The 15,654-nt window shown below is 67.3% G+C and carries 15 protein-coding genes; 3 read left to right on the forward strand and 12 right to left on the reverse strand.

Annotated features, from left to right (window positions below; all coding sequences use genetic code 11):
* The first annotated feature begins 247 nt into the window (after positions 1 to 247).
* On the forward strand, positions 248 to 406 hold the full coding sequence (locus tag FHS00_RS10075; RefSeq protein ID WP_183472595.1) for an RSP_7527 family protein: 159 nt from the start codon (positions 248 to 250) through the stop codon (positions 404 to 406).
* 38 nt (positions 407 to 444) lie between these two features.
* Here FHS00_RS10075 and FHS00_RS10080 read toward each other — a convergent pair whose 3' ends face one another.
* Positions 445 to 3,858: an indolepyruvate ferredoxin oxidoreductase family protein gene (locus FHS00_RS10080; RefSeq protein WP_183472598.1), complete on the reverse strand. Its 3,414-nt coding sequence runs from the start codon at positions 3,856 to 3,858 to the stop codon at positions 445 to 447.
* A gap of 129 nt (positions 3,859 to 3,987) precedes the next feature.
* Between FHS00_RS10080 and FHS00_RS10085 the strand changes: the two genes are divergently transcribed.
* Positions 3,988 to 4,452 carry an Lrp/AsnC family transcriptional regulator gene (locus FHS00_RS10085; protein WP_183472601.1) on the forward strand — a complete coding sequence of 155 codons (465 nt, stop codon included), beginning with the start codon at positions 3,988 to 3,990 and terminating at the stop codon, positions 4,450 to 4,452.
* On the opposite strand, the gene FHS00_RS10090 is transcribed toward FHS00_RS10085, so the two are convergent.
* The 11 genes from FHS00_RS10090 to paaG all read right to left on the reverse strand — a co-directional run bounded on the left by FHS00_RS10090 (position 4,449) and on the right by paaG (position 14,321).
* On the reverse strand, positions 4,449 to 5,057 hold the full coding sequence (locus tag FHS00_RS10090) for an acyltransferase (protein ID WP_183472603.1): 609 nt from the start codon (positions 5,055 to 5,057) through the stop codon (positions 4,449 to 4,451). The two genes, FHS00_RS10085 and FHS00_RS10090, sit on opposite strands and share 4 nt — an antisense overlap.
* Positions 5,057 to 7,102, reverse strand: coding sequence for a phenylacetic acid degradation bifunctional protein PaaZ (gene paaZ / locus FHS00_RS10095; RefSeq protein WP_183472606.1), 2,046 nt, complete (start codon positions 7,100 to 7,102; stop codon positions 5,057 to 5,059). The genes FHS00_RS10090 and paaZ overlap by 1 nt, the downstream gene beginning before the upstream one ends.
* Before the next feature lie 2 nt (positions 7,103 to 7,104).
* Entirely contained in the window at positions 7,105 to 8,175 is a 1,071-nt protein-coding gene (locus FHS00_RS10100) for a ferredoxin--NADP reductase (protein WP_183472609.1), read from the reverse strand.
* On the reverse strand, positions 8,175 to 8,660 hold the full coding sequence (paaD, locus tag FHS00_RS10105; protein ID WP_183473147.1) for a 1,2-phenylacetyl-CoA epoxidase subunit PaaD: 486 nt from the start codon (positions 8,658 to 8,660) through the stop codon (positions 8,175 to 8,177). The genes FHS00_RS10100 and paaD overlap by 1 nt, the downstream gene beginning before the upstream one ends.
* A gap of 5 nt (positions 8,661 to 8,665) precedes the next feature.
* Positions 8,666 to 9,415 (reverse strand): 1,2-phenylacetyl-CoA epoxidase subunit PaaC, encoded by a 750-nt coding sequence (gene paaC / locus FHS00_RS10110; RefSeq protein WP_183472612.1) that lies wholly within the window; start codon positions 9,413 to 9,415, stop codon positions 8,666 to 8,668.
* Positions 9,415 to 9,699: a 1,2-phenylacetyl-CoA epoxidase subunit PaaB gene (paaB, locus tag FHS00_RS10115; protein WP_183472615.1), complete on the reverse strand. Its 285-nt coding sequence runs from the start codon at positions 9,697 to 9,699 to the stop codon at positions 9,415 to 9,417. Before paaB ends, paaC begins: the two co-directional genes overlap by 1 nt.
* Positions 9,700 to 9,704: 5 nt before the next feature.
* On the reverse strand, positions 9,705 to 10,673 hold the full coding sequence (gene paaA / locus FHS00_RS10120) for a 1,2-phenylacetyl-CoA epoxidase subunit PaaA (RefSeq protein ID WP_183472618.1): 969 nt from the start codon (positions 10,671 to 10,673) through the stop codon (positions 9,705 to 9,707).
* Positions 10,674 to 10,829: 156 nt separating this feature from the next.
* Entirely contained in the window at positions 10,830 to 11,681 is an 852-nt protein-coding gene (locus FHS00_RS10125) for a PaaX family transcriptional regulator (protein WP_183472621.1), read from the reverse strand.
* A 57-nt stretch (positions 11,682 to 11,738) separates the two neighbouring features.
* A complete protein-coding gene (gene paaK / locus FHS00_RS10130) occupies positions 11,739 to 13,049 on the reverse strand; it encodes a phenylacetate--CoA ligase PaaK (RefSeq protein WP_183472624.1) in 1,311 nt (436 codons plus the stop codon).
* A 40-nt stretch (positions 13,050 to 13,089) separates the two neighbouring features.
* Positions 13,090 to 13,527 carry a hydroxyphenylacetyl-CoA thioesterase PaaI gene (gene paaI, locus FHS00_RS10135; protein WP_343064602.1) on the reverse strand — a complete coding sequence of 146 codons (438 nt, stop codon included), beginning with the start codon at positions 13,525 to 13,527 and terminating at the stop codon, positions 13,090 to 13,092.
* Positions 13,524 to 14,321 (reverse strand): 2-(1,2-epoxy-1,2-dihydrophenyl)acetyl-CoA isomerase PaaG, encoded by a 798-nt coding sequence (paaG, locus tag FHS00_RS10140; RefSeq protein ID WP_183472627.1) that lies wholly within the window; start codon positions 14,319 to 14,321, stop codon positions 13,524 to 13,526. Before paaG ends, paaI begins: the two co-directional genes overlap by 4 nt.
* Before the next feature lie 182 nt (positions 14,322 to 14,503).
* Here paaG and FHS00_RS10145 point away from each other — a divergent pair, with 182 nt between their 5' ends.
* Positions 14,504 to 15,646 (forward strand): ABC transporter substrate-binding protein, encoded by a 1,143-nt coding sequence (locus tag FHS00_RS10145; protein ID WP_183472630.1) that lies wholly within the window; start codon positions 14,504 to 14,506, stop codon positions 15,644 to 15,646.
* Positions 15,647 to 15,654 lie beyond the last annotated feature (8 nt).

The raw sequence follows: 15,654 nt of genomic DNA on the forward strand, positions 1-15,654 counted from the left end.
GGTCGTCAGCCAGAAAAGGTTGCTCATTGATCATGCTCCTCGGGGAGCCTGAATCACGCAGCCTCATCAAGATCAATGGGTCCTGAGCCTAGGTGCAATGCCACCGAGATGCTCCGGCATTTCGTGCCGGTATGTCCCGTGATCCATGCAGGCAACGCAAGGCGGGAATGACTGGCATCCGGCGGCGGACAGGTCCATCTGAAGCGGGCGGGCAGGATCGCCCGCAGCTGAACCGGAACTGTCGAAAATGCCCCCGAATACCCGTTACGCCCGCCCCACCCAGAGCCAGGTCGATGCCCTGCTGGCCGAAGCCCGCCGGATGCGCGCCGAGGCAATCGCAGGGCTGGTCCGTGGCATGGTCGCGCGGCTGGGCGTGGCCACGGCCGCGCGCCCGCTCGCGGCGTGAGCGACGGCGTGGTCGCCTGACCACGCCACCATGCTCTCTCATCCAAGCTGCGCGCGCAGCGCCTCGACCTGCGGTTTGACGCGCTCGACTGCTTCGGCCTTCACCGGGCCGAAGCCGCGGATCTCCATCGGCGCCAACAGCAGAGCGCGAAGGATATCCGGGTCGGCCTGCGCGGCCGTCTTGGCGCAATCTGCCATCACGCCCTCGAACCAGCCGATCAGCGCGCGCTCCATTCGCCGTTCGGCGGTATAGCCGAACGGATCGAGCCGCGTGCCGCGCAGCCGCTTCATCCGGGCAAGCCGGTTGAAGACGGGTCCGATCCACGGCCCGAAGCCTCGCTTGCGCGGCCTCCCGCGGGAATCGCGCCCCAAGGGGAGCAGCGGCGGTGCGAGGTGGTGGGTGACGGTGAAGTTTCCGTCGAACTCCTTGCGCAGCTTGTCCGCGAAGCCGGATTCGACGTGCAGCCGTGCCACCTCGTACTCGTCCTTGTAGGACATCAGTTTAAACAGCGACCGCGCGGCGAGGCCGGTCAGCTCGTTGGCATGTGCCTCGGGCAAAGCGGCGCGGAAGCTGGCGAGCTTCTCGCGGTAACGTGCCGCCCAGTCCGCGTCCTGATAGGCTTCGAGGAAGTCGGCCCGGCGCGCGATCAGTTGCTCGACCGTCTCCTCGGCCCGCTCGCTGCGGCCGAGCGCGTCGGGACGAGCAGCCATCAGCCGGCCACTGGCCAGCGCCGCGCGGTTCTTCTCGACCGAGACGCCGTTCAGCTCGATCGCCTGTTCCAGCGCGGCGAGGCTGACGGGCACCAAACCGCGCTGCCAGGCATGCCCGAGCATCATCACGTTGGAGTAGACGGCATCGCCCAGGAGCGCCTCGGCGGCGGCATTGGCGTCAAAGGCGTCGAGCCCCTCGGCCCCGACCGCCTGGGCGATCGCCGCTTCCCGGGCATCCACCTTCAGGTCGGCGTCGCGATGCAGCACGAGATCGCCGGTGGGCATTTCGGCACGGTTGAGCACGACCCGCGTGCCGGGGCGGTAGCAGACGCTCGCCTTGGGCGAGGAGGATGCGACGATGTCGCAGGCGATCACCGCGTCGGCGCTGCCCTGCTCGATGCGGACCTGGCTGATCTCGTCTGGGCTGCGGGCGAGGCGGATATAGGACAGCACCGTGCCGAACTTCTGCGCGAAGCCGGTGAAGTCGAGCACGCTCGCGCCCTTGCCCTCCAGATGCGCCGCCATGGTGATCAGCGCGCCGACCGTGACCACGCCCGTGCCACCCACGCCCGACACCAGCAGGTCGTAGGGCCGCGACAGGGTGGGGAGGTCCGGCAACGGCAGTTCGCGGGCGGTCTCGATCACGTCAAGGCCCGCACCTCCACGCTTGCGGCGCGTCGCGCCCTCGACGGTGACGAAGCTCGGGCAGAAGCCTTCGAGGCAGGAGAAATCCTTGTTGCAGCTCGACAGGTTGATCTTCCGCTTGCGGCCGAACTCGGTCTCCAGCGGCTCGACGCTCAGGCAGTTCGACGCGACCGAGCAGTCGCCACAGCCTTCGCAGACCAGCTCGTTGATCACGGCAAAGCGCTTGGGGTCCTCCATGGTGCCGCGCTTGCGGCGGCGGCGCTTCTCGGTGGCGCAGGTTTGCTCGTAGATCAGCACGGTGACGCCAGGGATCTCGCGCAGTTCGCGCTGGATCCGGTCGAGATGGCGGCGGTGGTCGATGGTCGTGCCCTTGGGAAAATCCGCGTGATCGAATTTCAGCGGGTCGTCCGAGACCAGCGCGATCCGCTCCACCCCTTCGGCCCGGCAGGACTGGGCGATGCCCTGCACGCTGACGGGGCCATCCACCGGCTGGCCGCCGGTCATGGCGACGGCGTCGTTGTAGAGGATCTTGTAGGTGATGTTGGTTCCCGCCGCGACCGCCTGCCGGATCGCGAGGCTGCCGGAATGGTACCAGGTGCCTTCGCCGAGGTTCTGAAAGATGTGGCGGTTGCCGTTGAACTTCGACGCGGTGACCCAAGGCACGCCTTCGCCGCCCATCTGCGCATAGCCCAGCGTTTCGCGGTCCATCCAAGAGGCCATGACGTGGCAGCCGATGCCCGAATTCGCCTGGCTGCCCTCAGGCAGCTTCGTCGAAGTGTTGTGCGGGCAGCCCGAGCAGAAATAGGGCGTGCGCGTCGCGCCGGGGATCGACAGCACCGGTGGCGGCGTCTCGGTCAGCGCGCGGGCGCGGGCCGGAAAGCCTTCTTCGGGGAACATCTTGTCGAGCCGCCGCGCCAGCACCGGCAGGAGCACCTTGGGGGACAGCTCCCCGGTCCAGGGGAGGAGTGGATTGCCCGGCCCGTCGAACTTGCCGACCATGCGGGCGGGCTTGTGGCCGGGCCAGTCGTAGAAATATTCCTTGAGCTGGCTCTCGATGATGCCACGCTTCTCCTCGACGACCAGCACCTCCTGCTTTTCCTGCACGAAGTCGAGCGCCGCGCGGCGGGCCAGCGGCCAGACCATGCCGACCTTGTAGATGTCGATCCCGAGGCGGCGGCACTCGGCCTCGTCGAGGCCCAGGAGGCGCAGCGCCTCCATCAGGTCGAGATGGCCCTTGCCGGTGGTGACGATGCCGAAGCGGGCGTCGGGGATGTCGTAGATCGCGTGGTCGATCGGGTTGGCCTCGGCAAAGGCCTGCACTGCGGCCAGCTTGTGCTGCATCCGCGCTTCGATCTCGGGGCTGGGCAGGTCCGACAGCCGGACATGCAACCCGCCCGGCGGCGCGGTGAAGTCGGGCTGCACGAACTCGCGGGGCGGCAGCAGCTCGACCGAACGGCCGCTCTCCACCGTCTCGGACACTGCCTTGAAGCCGACCCAAATGCCGGAAAAGCGCGACAGCGCGAAGCCCCATTCGCCGAAGGGAAGGTATTCGCCGACCGAGGCCGGGTTCAGCACCGGCATGAACCACGCCATGAAGGCGACGTCGGACTGGTGCGACATCGAGGAGGAGACGCAGCCATGGTCGTCGCCTGCGACGACCAGCACGCCGCCCTTGGGCGAGGAGCCATAGGCGTTGCCATGCTTGAGCGCGTCGCCCGAACGGTCGACGCCCGGCCCCTTGCCGTACCACATGGAGAACACGCCATCGACCTCGCGCCTGGGGTCGAGCGCGACCTGCTGGGCGCCGAGCACGGCAGTCGCGCCCAGATCCTCGTTCACGGCGGGAAGGAACTCGATCCGATGCGCTTCGAGCTGCGCCTTGCCGCGCCACATCTCGAGGTCGAGCGCGCCCAGCGGAGAGCCGCGATAGCCCGAGACGAAGCCCGCGGTGTTCAGCCCCGCCTCGTGGTCGCGCCGCGCCTGGTCAAGCATCACCCGAACCAGGGCCTGCGTGCCGGTCAGGAAAACGCGCCCCTCGGTGCGGTCATAGCGGTCCGACAGACGGTAGCTGCGGAAGCGGTGCGATTGATCGGTCATGGCGGAGTCCTCCCTGACTCTGGCTCGTTTCACTCTGGACCCGACGGTCTGGATATTGCTTTCAGTTTCGCGCGATCAGCGGTAGTTTGCGGAATGCCGTTTCAGACGGACGCCTGATTTCGGAATGACATGGTCGCATCTCTCCAGCCTGCCGACATCCGCATCCTCGCCGCTCTTCAGGAGGACGGCCGTCTGTCGAACGCCGATCTGGCCGAGAAGGTCGGCATGTCGGCCTCGTCCTGCTGGCGGCGGGTGCGGGCTCTCGAAGAGGCGGGCGCGATCGAGCGACCGGGGGTCCGGCTCAACCCCGAAGCCTGCGGCCTGACTTTCCAGGCGATCGTGCATGTCAGCCTCGTGCGCCACGAAATGCGGCCCGTCGAGGATTTCATTCGCGCGGTGCGGGCCCGGTCCGAGGTACAGGAATGCTATGCCACCACGGGGCAGGCGGATTACCACTTGCGGGTGCTGTGCCGCGACCTTGCCGCCTACAACGCCTTTCTCGAGGAATTCCTGTTTCGCCAGCCCGCGGTGGCCAGCGCGCAGACCAACATGGTGCTGCGCGCCGTCAAGACGCGGGGCGTGCTGCCGCTCTAGCGGGTCGGCGTGGCGAGGTATTTTGGATCATAGGCCGGCGCCTCGATCCGGCGGCGGCCTTCCTCGGCGCGGGGCAGGGGATCGCAAGGCACCAGCTTGTCCCGGGCTTCGGCGGCGAGGCGGGTGTAGATCGCCGTGCCCTGGCTCTTCCACGCCACCTCGTCCTCGGTGAGTTCCCGGATCACCTTGGCGGGCATGCCCACCACCATCGAGCGCGGTGGGATCTGCATCCCGGCCTTCACGAAGGCCAGCGCGGCGACGATGCTCTCGGCCCCGATCACCACGTCGTCCATGATCACCGCGTTCATGCCGACCATGGCGTTCTCGCCTACCCGGCAGCCATGCAGCACCGCGCCATGGCCGACATGGCCGCGTTCCTCGATCACCACGTCCTTGTTCGGAAAGGCGTGCATGACGCAGGTTTCCTGCAGGTTGGCGTTGGCGCCGACGATGACGCGGCCGAAATCGCCGCGCAGGATCGCGCCGGGGCCGACATAGGCGCCGGGCCCGATAAGGGCATCGCCGATCAGGACGGCTTCGGGGTGAACGAAGGCGGTCGGGTCGACCACCGGGACCACCCCGTCATAAGCATAGACACGGGCCATCAGAGGTCCCGCTGCTCTTTGGCGACCAGCGTCAGCACGTCGTATTGCGCCACCACCTCGGCATCGTCGCGCAGCACGGTGCAGTCCCAGCGGACCTCGCCGTAATCATCCGTCTCGCGCGGATTGATTTGCTTGGCGGTAAGCTGGACGCGCAGGCTGTCTCCCGCGTTCACCGGGGTCATGAAGCGCAGATTGTCGACGCCGTAATTGGCGAGCACCGGCCCCTCGTCGGGCTGCACGAAGAGACCGGCGGCGAAGGAGACGATCAGATAGCCATGCGCGACGCGGCCCTCGAAGAACGGGTTCCGCTTGGCGGCGGCTTCGTCCATGTGGGCGTAGAAGGTGTCGCCGGTGAAGTTGGCGAAGTGCTCGATGTCCTCGACCGTCACCTTGCGGGCGGGCGTGACGACGGTGTCGCCGATCTCCAACTCCGCCAGCGACTTGCGGAACGGGTGCACTTCGGTCTCGCGGCGAGTGGCGCCCGGCATCCATTGGCCAATGACGGCGGTGAGCTGGTCCGGCGTGCCCTGAAGCGCGGTGCGCTGCATGAAGTGCTTCACGGCGCGCATGCCGCCCAACTCCTCGCCGCCGCCCGCGCGACCCGGCCCGCCATGCACCATCTGGGGCAGGGGGGAGCCGTGACCGGTCGAGGTCTTGGCCGAGAGGCGGTTGCCGAACAGCACCCGGCCATGCAGCTTGGCGATGCCGCGACCCAGCGTCTTCGCGACTTCGGTATCGTCGGTGAAGACCGAGGCGACCAGCGAGCCCGCGCCGCGATTGGCGATCTCAATCGCCTCGTCCAGCGTGTCATAGGGCATCAGCGTGCAGACCGGGCCGAAGGCTTCGATCTCGTGCGGGGCCTTGGCGGTCAGGGGGGTGTCGCAGACCAGAACGCAGGGCGCGACGAAGGCGCCCTTCTCGGGTACCGAACCCGGGGCGATGGCGATGCGTGCCTCGGCACCGATCGCATCAATCGCGCGGCGCACTTCTTCGACCTGATCGGTCGAGGCCAGAGCGCCCATGCGGGTGGCGGCGTCATCGGGATGGCCGATCACCGTCTTCTCGATCCGCGCCCGTAGCGCCTCGACCGCCGGTTCGACCAGCGCGCGCGGCAGGATGGCGCGACGGATCGCGGTGCATTTCTGACCCGCCTTGGCGGTCATCTCGCGATGCACTTCCTTGACGAACAGATCGAACTCCGGGCTTTCGGGTGTGGCATCTTGACCAAGGATGCAGGCGTTGAGGCTGTCGGCCTCGGCGGTGAAGCGCACAGCGTTCTCGATGATCGCCGGCGTGTTGCGCAGCTTGCGCGCGGTCGCGGCCGAGCCGGTGAAGGTCACCACGTCCTGACAGGTGACGCGGTCCAGAAGGTCGCCGGTGCGACCGCAGATCAGTTGCAGCGCGCCCTCGGGCAGCTCACCGGTTTCCAGTATCAGCCGCACACAGGCTTCAGTCAGATAGGCGGTCTGGCTCGCGGGCTTCACGATGGCGGGCATGCCGGCGAGCCATGTCGGCGCGAGCTTTTCCAGCATCCCCCAGACCGGGAAGTTGAAGGCGTTGATGTGGATCGCCACGCCTTCCAGCGGCATCAGGATGTGCTGGCCGATGAAGCTGCCATCCTTGGATAGGATCTCCGGCGCGCCATCCGGGATGACTTGCGCGTTGGGCAATTCGCGGCGGCCCTTGGAGGCGTAGGAGAGCATCGTGCCGATGCCGCCCTCGATATCGATCCAGCTGTCGGAACGGGTCGCGCCCGTGGCGGTGGAGATCGCGTAGAGTTCCTCCTTGCGCTCCATCAGCGCCAGACCGATCCGCTTCATCATCATCGCGCGCTGATGCGTGGTCATCTCGCGCAGGGCCGGGCCGCCTTTTTCGCGGCCATGGCGCAGCATCTCCTCCATGTCGATGCCGGTGGCGTCGACCCGGGCGACCGGGTCACCGGTCGCGGCATCGGCCACGACCTGGCCCTCGCCAGTGCCGGCCTGCCAGCGGCCAGCGACATAGGACTCGAGGCGGCGCGGTTCGGTGGGAATGGCGTCCAGCATGCTCAGTGTCCTTCGTAGTCGATGATGATTTCGTCCGAGAGCGGCAGGCACTGGCAGGTCAGCACCAGCCCGTCCGCCACCTCGTTGTCCTCGAGCGCGTAGTTCTGCATCATCTCGACCTCGCCGGACTTCACCCGGCCGATGCAGGTCGAGCAGACGCCCGCCTTGCAGGAGAAGGGCGCATCGATGTCGTGCTCGCGCGCCGCGTCCAGCACCGATTGGCCGGTACGGGGCATCTTGAAGCTGCGCGACACGCCGTCGAGGATCACGGTCGCGCGGACCATGTCGCCGCTCTCGCGCGCGGCCTGCGCGGCGGCCCGCATCTTGGCGCGCCCGGGCTGGGCGGCGCCGAACAGCTCGAACTTGATCTTCTCCTTCGGCATGCCCGCCTCTTCGAGCGCGGCCGCCACGTCCTTCATCATCGCCTCGGGGCCGCAGATGAAGGCCATCTCGGCCTTGGGGCTGACCCAGGGGCCGAACAGCGCGCGGCATTTCTCGGCGTCGATCCGGCCCGAGAACAGCTCGATCTCCTGCGCCTCGCCCGAGAACACGTGCACCACGTTCAACCGGTCGAGATAGCGGTCCTTCAGATCGCCGATCTCGCGCTTGAACATCACCGATGACAGCCGCCGGTTGCCGTAGACCAACGTGAAGCGGGCAGCGTGAGAACCTGAGAGGATGCTCTTGGCGATCGACAGCACCGGGGTGATGCCGGAGCCTGCGGCAAAGCCGAGATAGTGCTTTTCGCCTGCTTCTTCGGGCGCATGAAACCGACCTTGCGGCGGCAGCGCCTCGAGCGTGTCGCCGACCTTCAGATCGTGCTTGGCAAAACTTGAAAAGGCGCCACCATCGACCTTCTTGATGCCGACCCGCAGCCCCTCCTCGGGAGTGGCGCAGATCGAGTAGGAGCGGCGCAGCTCCTCGCCCTCGAATTCGCGGCGAAAGGTAAGATACTGGCCGGGTCGGAAGCGGAACTTCTCGCAGTCGCCCTTGGCGGGGGCGAGCGAGACCACCACCGCGTCGCGGGTGTCGTGGTCGATGCCGGTGACGGTCAGCGGATAGAACTCTTGCATCAGATTGCCTTGAAGTAATCGAAGGGCTCGCGGCAGTCGCGGCAGCGGAACTGCGCCTTGCAGGGGGTGGAGCCGCGCACCGCGATGGCCTCGGTGTTTTCCGAGCCGCAAAGCGGGCAGGCGGCGCTCTGGGCCGACAACATGCCGGCGCAGTTGGCGGCATTCAGTTGCGGCGGGGCGATACCGTAATCGAGCAGCTTCTGCCGCCCCTCATCGCTGATCCAGTCTGTCGACCAAGGCGGCGACATCCTGCGCCGCACCTCGACCTTGTCGATGCCACGGTCGCGCAGCGCGGTTTCGATGTCGAGCGCGATCACCAGCGTCGCGGGGCAGCCGGCATAGGTCGGCGTGACATCGACGACCAAGGTGTCCTCCTCCCAACCGATGTCGCGGACGATGCCGAGATCAACGACCGAGATCGCCGGGATCTCGGGGTCGGGCACCTCGCCCAGCCAGCCGCGCACGGTGTCGGGATCGGGGCGCATCGCGCTCACCAGCGTGCGTCGGGGAAGCTGCGCGGGATCGACTGCATCTCGGCCAGGATATAGCCCATGGTCTCGGTGTGGATGCCGGTGCGGCCGCCGATGCGGGCGTGGCCGTTGCCGGGGATTTCCAGCGTTGCGCGGGACATCGTGGCGGCGGTCTCGGCCTCGAAAGCCGCGCGGACCCGGTCGAGGCCGGGCAGCACGCCCTGCGCCGCGAGCGTCTCCTCGACCTCGTCGGTCGCCATCAGGTCGTCCGCATAAGGCCACAGCGCGTCGAGCGCGCCCTGCATCTTGGCACGGCTCTCCTCCGAACCGTCGCCCAGCCGCACGATCAGGTCGCGCGAGCGGTCGATGTGATAGCGCACCTCCTTGACCGATTTCTGTGCCAGATCGCGGATCGCCTCATGGCCGCTCTCGCAAAGCGCCTCCTGCATCGGCAGGTGCCAGGCGTCGAACAGGTATTGCCGCATCAGCGCATGGGCGAAGTCGACATTGGGTCGCTCAACCAGTTGCGCGTTGAGGAACTGCCGCTCGGTGCGGAAGAAGGCGAGGTCGTCGGGGGTGCGACCCTTGCCTTCAGCCTCGGCGGCGATCTCGTACCACAGCTGGGTCTGGCCGATCAGGTCGAGCCCCATATTGGCAAAGGCGATGTCCTCCTCGAGCACCGGAGCATGGCCGCACCATGCGGCGGTCTGCTGGCCGAGGATCAGCGTGGTGTCGCCCATCCGCAGGCAGAAGGTGACAAGCGGATCCATCACATCGCCCCCACGTCGTCGGGGATCTTGAAGAAGCTCGGGTGGCGGTAGACCTTGGACTTCGGCGCGGCGAAGTTCTGCTCGGCGGTGTCCGGATCGAAAGCGGTGATCTTGTTCGATTCCACCACCCAGATGCTCATGCCCTCGTTGCGGCGGGTATAGACGTCACGCGCGTTCTTCAGCGCCATTTCGGCGTCGGGCGCATGCAGCGAGCCGACATGCCTGTGCGACAGCCCGTGCTGACCGCGGATGAAGATCTCCCACAGGGGCCATTCCTTGCTCATGTCGCTCACTCCGCCGCGATGGTCTGCTGTTTCTCGGCATGGGCGGTCAGCCCGTCGCGATACCACGCGCCGTCGTCCCAGGCCTTGTTGCGCGCCGCCAGCCGGTCGCGGTTGCACGGGCCGTTGCCCTTGAGCACCTCGTAGAACTCCGTCCAGTCGGGCTCTCCGAAATCGTAGCCGCCCTTGTCTTCGTTCCAGGCGAGGTCGGGGTCGGGCACGGTGAGGCCCAGCCATTCGGCCTGCGGCACGGTCTGGTCGACGAATTTCTGGCGCAGCTCGTCATTGGTGTTCTGCTTGATGCCCCACTTCATCGACTGCTCGGAATGCACCGAGTCCTTGTCGGAAGGGCCGAACATCATCAGCGAGGGCCACCACCAGCGGTTCAGCGCGTCCTGCGCCATCGCCTTCTGATCCTCGGTGCCCTGGCAAAGCTGGCGCATGATGTCGAAGCCTTGGCGCTGGTGGAAACTCTCTTCCTTGCAGATGCGGATCATGGCGCGCGAATAGGGCCCGTAGGAGCAGCGCTGCAGCGGCACCTGGTTCATGATCGCCGCGCCATCGACCAGCCAGCCGACCGCGCCGATATCGGCCCAGGTCAGGGTGGGGTAGTTGAAGATCGATGAATACTTGGCCTTGCCCGCCAGCAGCTGCGCGGTCATCTCGTCGCGCGAGATGCCCAGCGTTTCAGCCGCGCAATAAAGGTAGAGCCCGTGCCCGGCCTCGTCCTGCACCTTGGCCAGCAGGATCGCCTTGCGCTGCAGGCTCGGCGCCCGGGTGATCCAGTTTCCCTCGGGCAGCTGGCCCACGATCTCGGAATGGGCGTGCTGGCCGATCTGGCGGATCAGCGTCTTGCGATAGCCCTCGGGCATCCAGTCATTGGCCTCGATCCGCACGCCGCGGTCGATCTTGGCTTGGAACTCCCGGTCCTTCTCCGAGGTCTCGGCGGCCCCGGTCTCGACGAGCTGTGCATACATGACAGGTCTCCTACGGATGAGGTGCGCGGCAATCACCTCACGGGATTCTACGCTTCCTGCAAATTATGTGACACGTAAAGCGGCACGTTTCAAGTCACAAGTCGGAGGTCGCGTGATGCTTCTGTCGCTGTTCCGCCCAGCGGAACGGGGAGGGGGTCAGTCGTAGGAGAGATCGGCGATCCGCCGGGCGGTCCGGGTCGGATCTGCCCGGAGAGGGCCGTCGCGGTCGACGAAGTCTCGGGCCACGGCGGCATCGGCGCCGGGCGTGAGATGCAGGTAGAGCCGGGCGAAGAGCGCTCGCACCGCCGGTCCCTGCCAATCCTCGGGCAGCATGCCCAGCGGCAGCGCCGGATCGGACAGCGCGATGTCGCGGTAGACATGGACCAGCAGCAGCCGCAGGCCGAGCGCCTCCTCGGGGCTGCATGAGACGCCGTCGAGCGGGGCGAAGGCCGTCATGAAGCGCGTCATCCGTTCGGCCAATGCCTCGAGCGGCCAGGCCGCGCGGGCCATCTCTGTGAGATCGTCATCGGTGGTGGCGCGAAAATGCGGCGCGCCCAGTCGCGGCAGCGGATCGCCGCGATCGGGCAGGATCGCCAGATAGGGGTCGGCCATGCCGAAGCGCAGCCGCGTCAGCCGCGCCACCAGCGCCTCGCGGCCCGGCCCCTGCGGCAGGGCGACGAGGTGCCAGCCCTTCAGCGGCTCGGCCCGGGGGCGGCGATAGATCAGCCGGGCGGCGCGCTGGAATTCCTCTGCCGCCGAGGGGGTCAGCCGGTAATAGCTGCGCCGCCCGTCCTTCACGCCCTCGATCCTCTCGGCCGCCACCAGTCGCGAGACGGCGGTGCGCACCCGGCTCTCGCTCAGCCCGACGGCGGCACAGGCGGAGATGATGTTGCCCATCCAGATCTCGCCGCCGCGCGGTGCCACCACGTCGCCGTAGAGCGTAACGATGAAGGCGCCGGCGCTGACCGGATGGGCGGCGAGGGCATGGTCGAGGGCGTCAGGCGACATGTCGGCTCCGGGTTGTGCGCGAGGACCCGTGTACTGCCCTCGCGTCAAAGGCACAATTCAGCCCTTGGGCCGAGCGTCGACGACGCGGCGTGCCTTGCCCTCGGAGCGGGCGATGCTGCCGCAAGGCTTGATCTCGACCTTGCAGGACACGCCGACCACGCTTTTTACATGGCCGGTGAGCTCGCGCGCGGCGGCCTGCGCCGTCGCCTCGTCGACCTCCCTCTTGCATTCGCAATGGATGCACATCTCGTCCATCCGGCCGCTCCGCGACAGGTGGATCTGGTAATGCGGGGCGAGCGCCGCGCATTTCAGGATCTGCTCCTCGATCTGGGTCGGGAAGACGTTGACCCCGCGCAGGATGATCATGTCGTCACTGCGCCCGGTCACCTTTTCCATCCGCCGCATCGAGCGCGCGGTGCCCGGCAGCAGCCGGGTCAGGTCGCGGGTGCGGTAGCGGATGATCGGAAAGGCCTCCTTGGTGAGCGAGGTGAAGACCAGCTCGCCCTTCTGGCCGTCCTCGACCGGCTCGCCGGTCTCGGGGTCGATGATCTCCGGGTAGAAATGGTCCTCCCAGATGTGCAGCCCGTCCTTGGTCTCGACGCATTCCTGCGCGACGCCAGGGCCCATCACCTCGGACAGGCCGAAGATGTCGACCGCGTCCATGTCAAAGGCCTGCTCGATCTCCTCGCGCATCGCGTTGGTCCAGGGCTCGGCGCCGAAGATTCCGGTTCGCAGCGAACTTTGCCGCGGATCGAGCCCGGCGGCGCGATAGGCGTCGAGGATCGACAGCATGTAGGAGGGGGTGACCATGATGATCGACGGCTTGAAATCCTCGATCAGCGTGATCTGCCGCTCGGTCATCCCGCCCGAGACCGGCACCACGGTGCAGCCCAGACGCTCGGCCCCGTAATGCGCGCCGAGGCCCCCGGTGAACAGGCCGTAGCCATAGGCGACGTGGCAGATGTCGCCCGGTGCGCCGCCCGCGGCGCGGATCGAGCGGGCCATCAGGTCGGCCCAAGTGTCGATGTCGTTCCTGGTATAGGCGACCACGGTCGGCTTGCCGGTCGTCCCCGAGGAGGCGTGCAGCCGCGCGATCCGGTTCTGCGGCACGGCGAACATGCCGAAGGGATAGTTGTCGCGCAGGTCCTGCTTCACGGTGAAGGGAAACTTCCTGATGTCCGACAGGGACTTTAGATCGTCGGGATGAACGCCGCAGGCGTCGAACTTCGTCTTGTAGAAGGGCGAGCCCTCATAGGCGCGGGTCAGGGTTTCCTTCATCCGCCGCAATTGCAGCGCGGCGATCTCGTCGCGCGAGGCGGTTTCGATCGGGTCGAGGGGCGCGCGCGCCCCGGTGGGTCTTGTGAGCATCTCGTCCTCCCTCTGGCGCGTCCTCCCGCGCCGTTTTCCCTCAGCGCCGCGTAACGATGCGCGATGTGCCCCTGAAACTGGCGATCAGCGTGCCGTCCTCGCGGCGCACCGCCACGTCATAAAGCCCCGAGCGTCCGTTGCGGGTCACCTCGGTGCCGGTGCCGATCAGCAGGTCGCCCAGCCGACCGGGCGCGTGGTAGACGATGTCGCACTGCACCCCGACCGCCTGGTAGTCATAGCTGTTTGCGGCAAAGGCGAAGACGCTGTCGGCGAAAGCGAAAGTCATGCCGCCATGCAATGTGCCATGGCCGTTCACCATGTCCTCGCGCACACGCATCCGCATCACCGCGCGGCCCGGCCCCACCTCGAGCAGTTCCATCCCCATCGCCTTGCTGGCGGTGTCCTCGGCCCACATCTCGGCGGTACGCTTCTCGGCCTGCGCCTGCGGGTCGAGCTTCATCTCAACCGCCCCGCTCACTGCGCCCGCCCGGTGAAGACCGGCTCCCGCTTCTCGGTAAAGGCGCGTACGCCTTCGGCGTAGTCGGGCGAGAAGCCCGCCTTGCGCTGCAGGTCCCGCTCAAGGTCGAGGCTGGCGTCGAGATCCTGCGCGCCTGCCGCCTGGATCGCCTGCTTGGTCAGGCCAAAGCCATAGGTCGGCCCCTTGGCGAGGGCGGTGGCCAGCGCGGTGGCTTCTTCGATCAGAGCGGCGTCCGGCACCGTTTTCCAGATCAGGCCCCATTCGGCAGCCTGTTGGGCGGGCAGGGGGGCGCCGGTCAGCGCCAGCGCCTTGGCACGTGCCTCGCCCAGCGCCCGGGTCAGCGTCCAGGTGCCGCCTGAATCCGGCACGAGGCCGAGCTTGGCGAAGGACTGGATGAAGCGGGCGCTTTCGGCCGCGATGACGATGTCGCAGGCGATGGCGAGATTCGCGCCCGCGCCGGCCGCGACGCCGTTGACCGCGCAGATCACCGGCTTGGGCAGGTCCCGGATGGCCCGCACCAGCGGGTTCCACAAGGTGCCGATCGTCTCGCCCAGATCGGGCGCACCGCCCTCGGCGTCGGGGTGGCGCTGGCCGAGATCCTGTCCGGCGCAGAAGCCGCGCCCCGCACCGGTCAGCAGCACCGCGCGCACCGCCTCGTCCTCGGACGCGCGTGACAGCGCCCGGCGCAGCGCCGCGTGCAGGTCTGGGGTGAATGCGTTCAGCCGCTCGGGCCGGTTCAGCGTCAGGCGCAGCACGCCGTCCGACAGCTCTTCGAGCAGATTGGGCTCGGTCATGGTCCCTCCCACAGGTCGCGCACGCCCCGGCCTTCTGGACCGTGCCCGGCATCTAGAAAGGGGCACGGAAATGGGGCGGCTTCCGCAAAAATGTGTTGCATGTCGGTCGCGGGTGGTCAATGAATAAAGCGTCACGCAATGCCAAAAATACGCGCTTTGGCGTGACGAAAGGGAGGAATGACATGAGAAGACAAGCCGTTGCCGCCGGCGTCTCGGCGCTGGCGATTCTGACCGCCGCACCCGCCATCGCCGAGATCCGGATCGGCGCCTCGCTCGCCATCACCGGCCCGGCCGCCTTTCTCGGCGACCCCGAGGCCAAGACGCTCGAGATGCTGGTCGAGGAACTCAACGCCAATGGCGGCATCAACGGCGAGGAGGTCGAGCTGATCGTCTATGATGACGGTGCCGATCCCAACAAGGCGCGCACCTTCGCGACCCGTCTCATCGAGGAGGATGAGGTGGTCGCGGTGATCGGCGGCTCGTCCACCGGCGCGACCATGGCGATGGCGCCGCTCTTCGCCGATTACGAGATTCCCTTCATCAGCCTCGCCGGCGCGGTGGTGATCGTCGACCCGGTGCAGGAATTCGTCTTCAAGACCCCGCATACCGACCGCATGGCCTGCGAGAAGATCTTTGCCGACATCACGGCGCGCGGCCTGTCGAAGGTGGGGCTGATTTCGGGCACCGACGGCTTCGGCGCCTCGATGCGTGAGCAGTGCCTCGACGTGGCCGAAGCCTCGGGCGTCGAGATCGTCGCCGATGAAAGCTATGGCGCGACCGACAGCGACATGACCCCGCAGCTCACCAACATCGCCGCCACCGACGGCATCGAGGCGATTGTGAACCCCGGCTTCGGCCAAGGCCCGGCGGTGGTGACGCGCAATTACGCCCAGCTCGGGCTGGAACTGCCGTTCTACCAGAGCCACGGCGTCGCCTCCGATGCCTTCCTCGATCTCGCCGGTGAGGCGGCCGAGGGGCTGCGCCTGCCCGCGACGCCGCTGCTGATCCCCGACCAGCTCGCCGAGGACGACCCGCAGCGTCAGCCGGTGCAGGACTACATCGCGGCCTACGAGGAAAAATACGGCGAGAAGCCCTCGACCTTCGGCGGCTATGCCTATGACGCCTTCCATCTGCTGGTCGACGCGATCGAGCGGGCCGGTTCGACCGATCCGGTCGAGATCCGCGATGCGCTCGAAGCGACCGAGGGCCATGCGGGCGTCACCGGCGTCTACAGCTTCACGCCCGAGGATCACATGGGGCTCGACCTGTCGGCCTTCCGCATCCTCAAGGTCGCGGATGGTGGTTGGAAACCGGTCGAAGAATAGAAGGGGCG

Source organism: Limimaricola variabilis (assembly GCF_014195545.1).
In the GTDB taxonomy this organism is placed as follows: domain Bacteria; phylum Pseudomonadota; class Alphaproteobacteria; order Rhodobacterales; family Rhodobacteraceae; genus Limimaricola; species Limimaricola variabilis.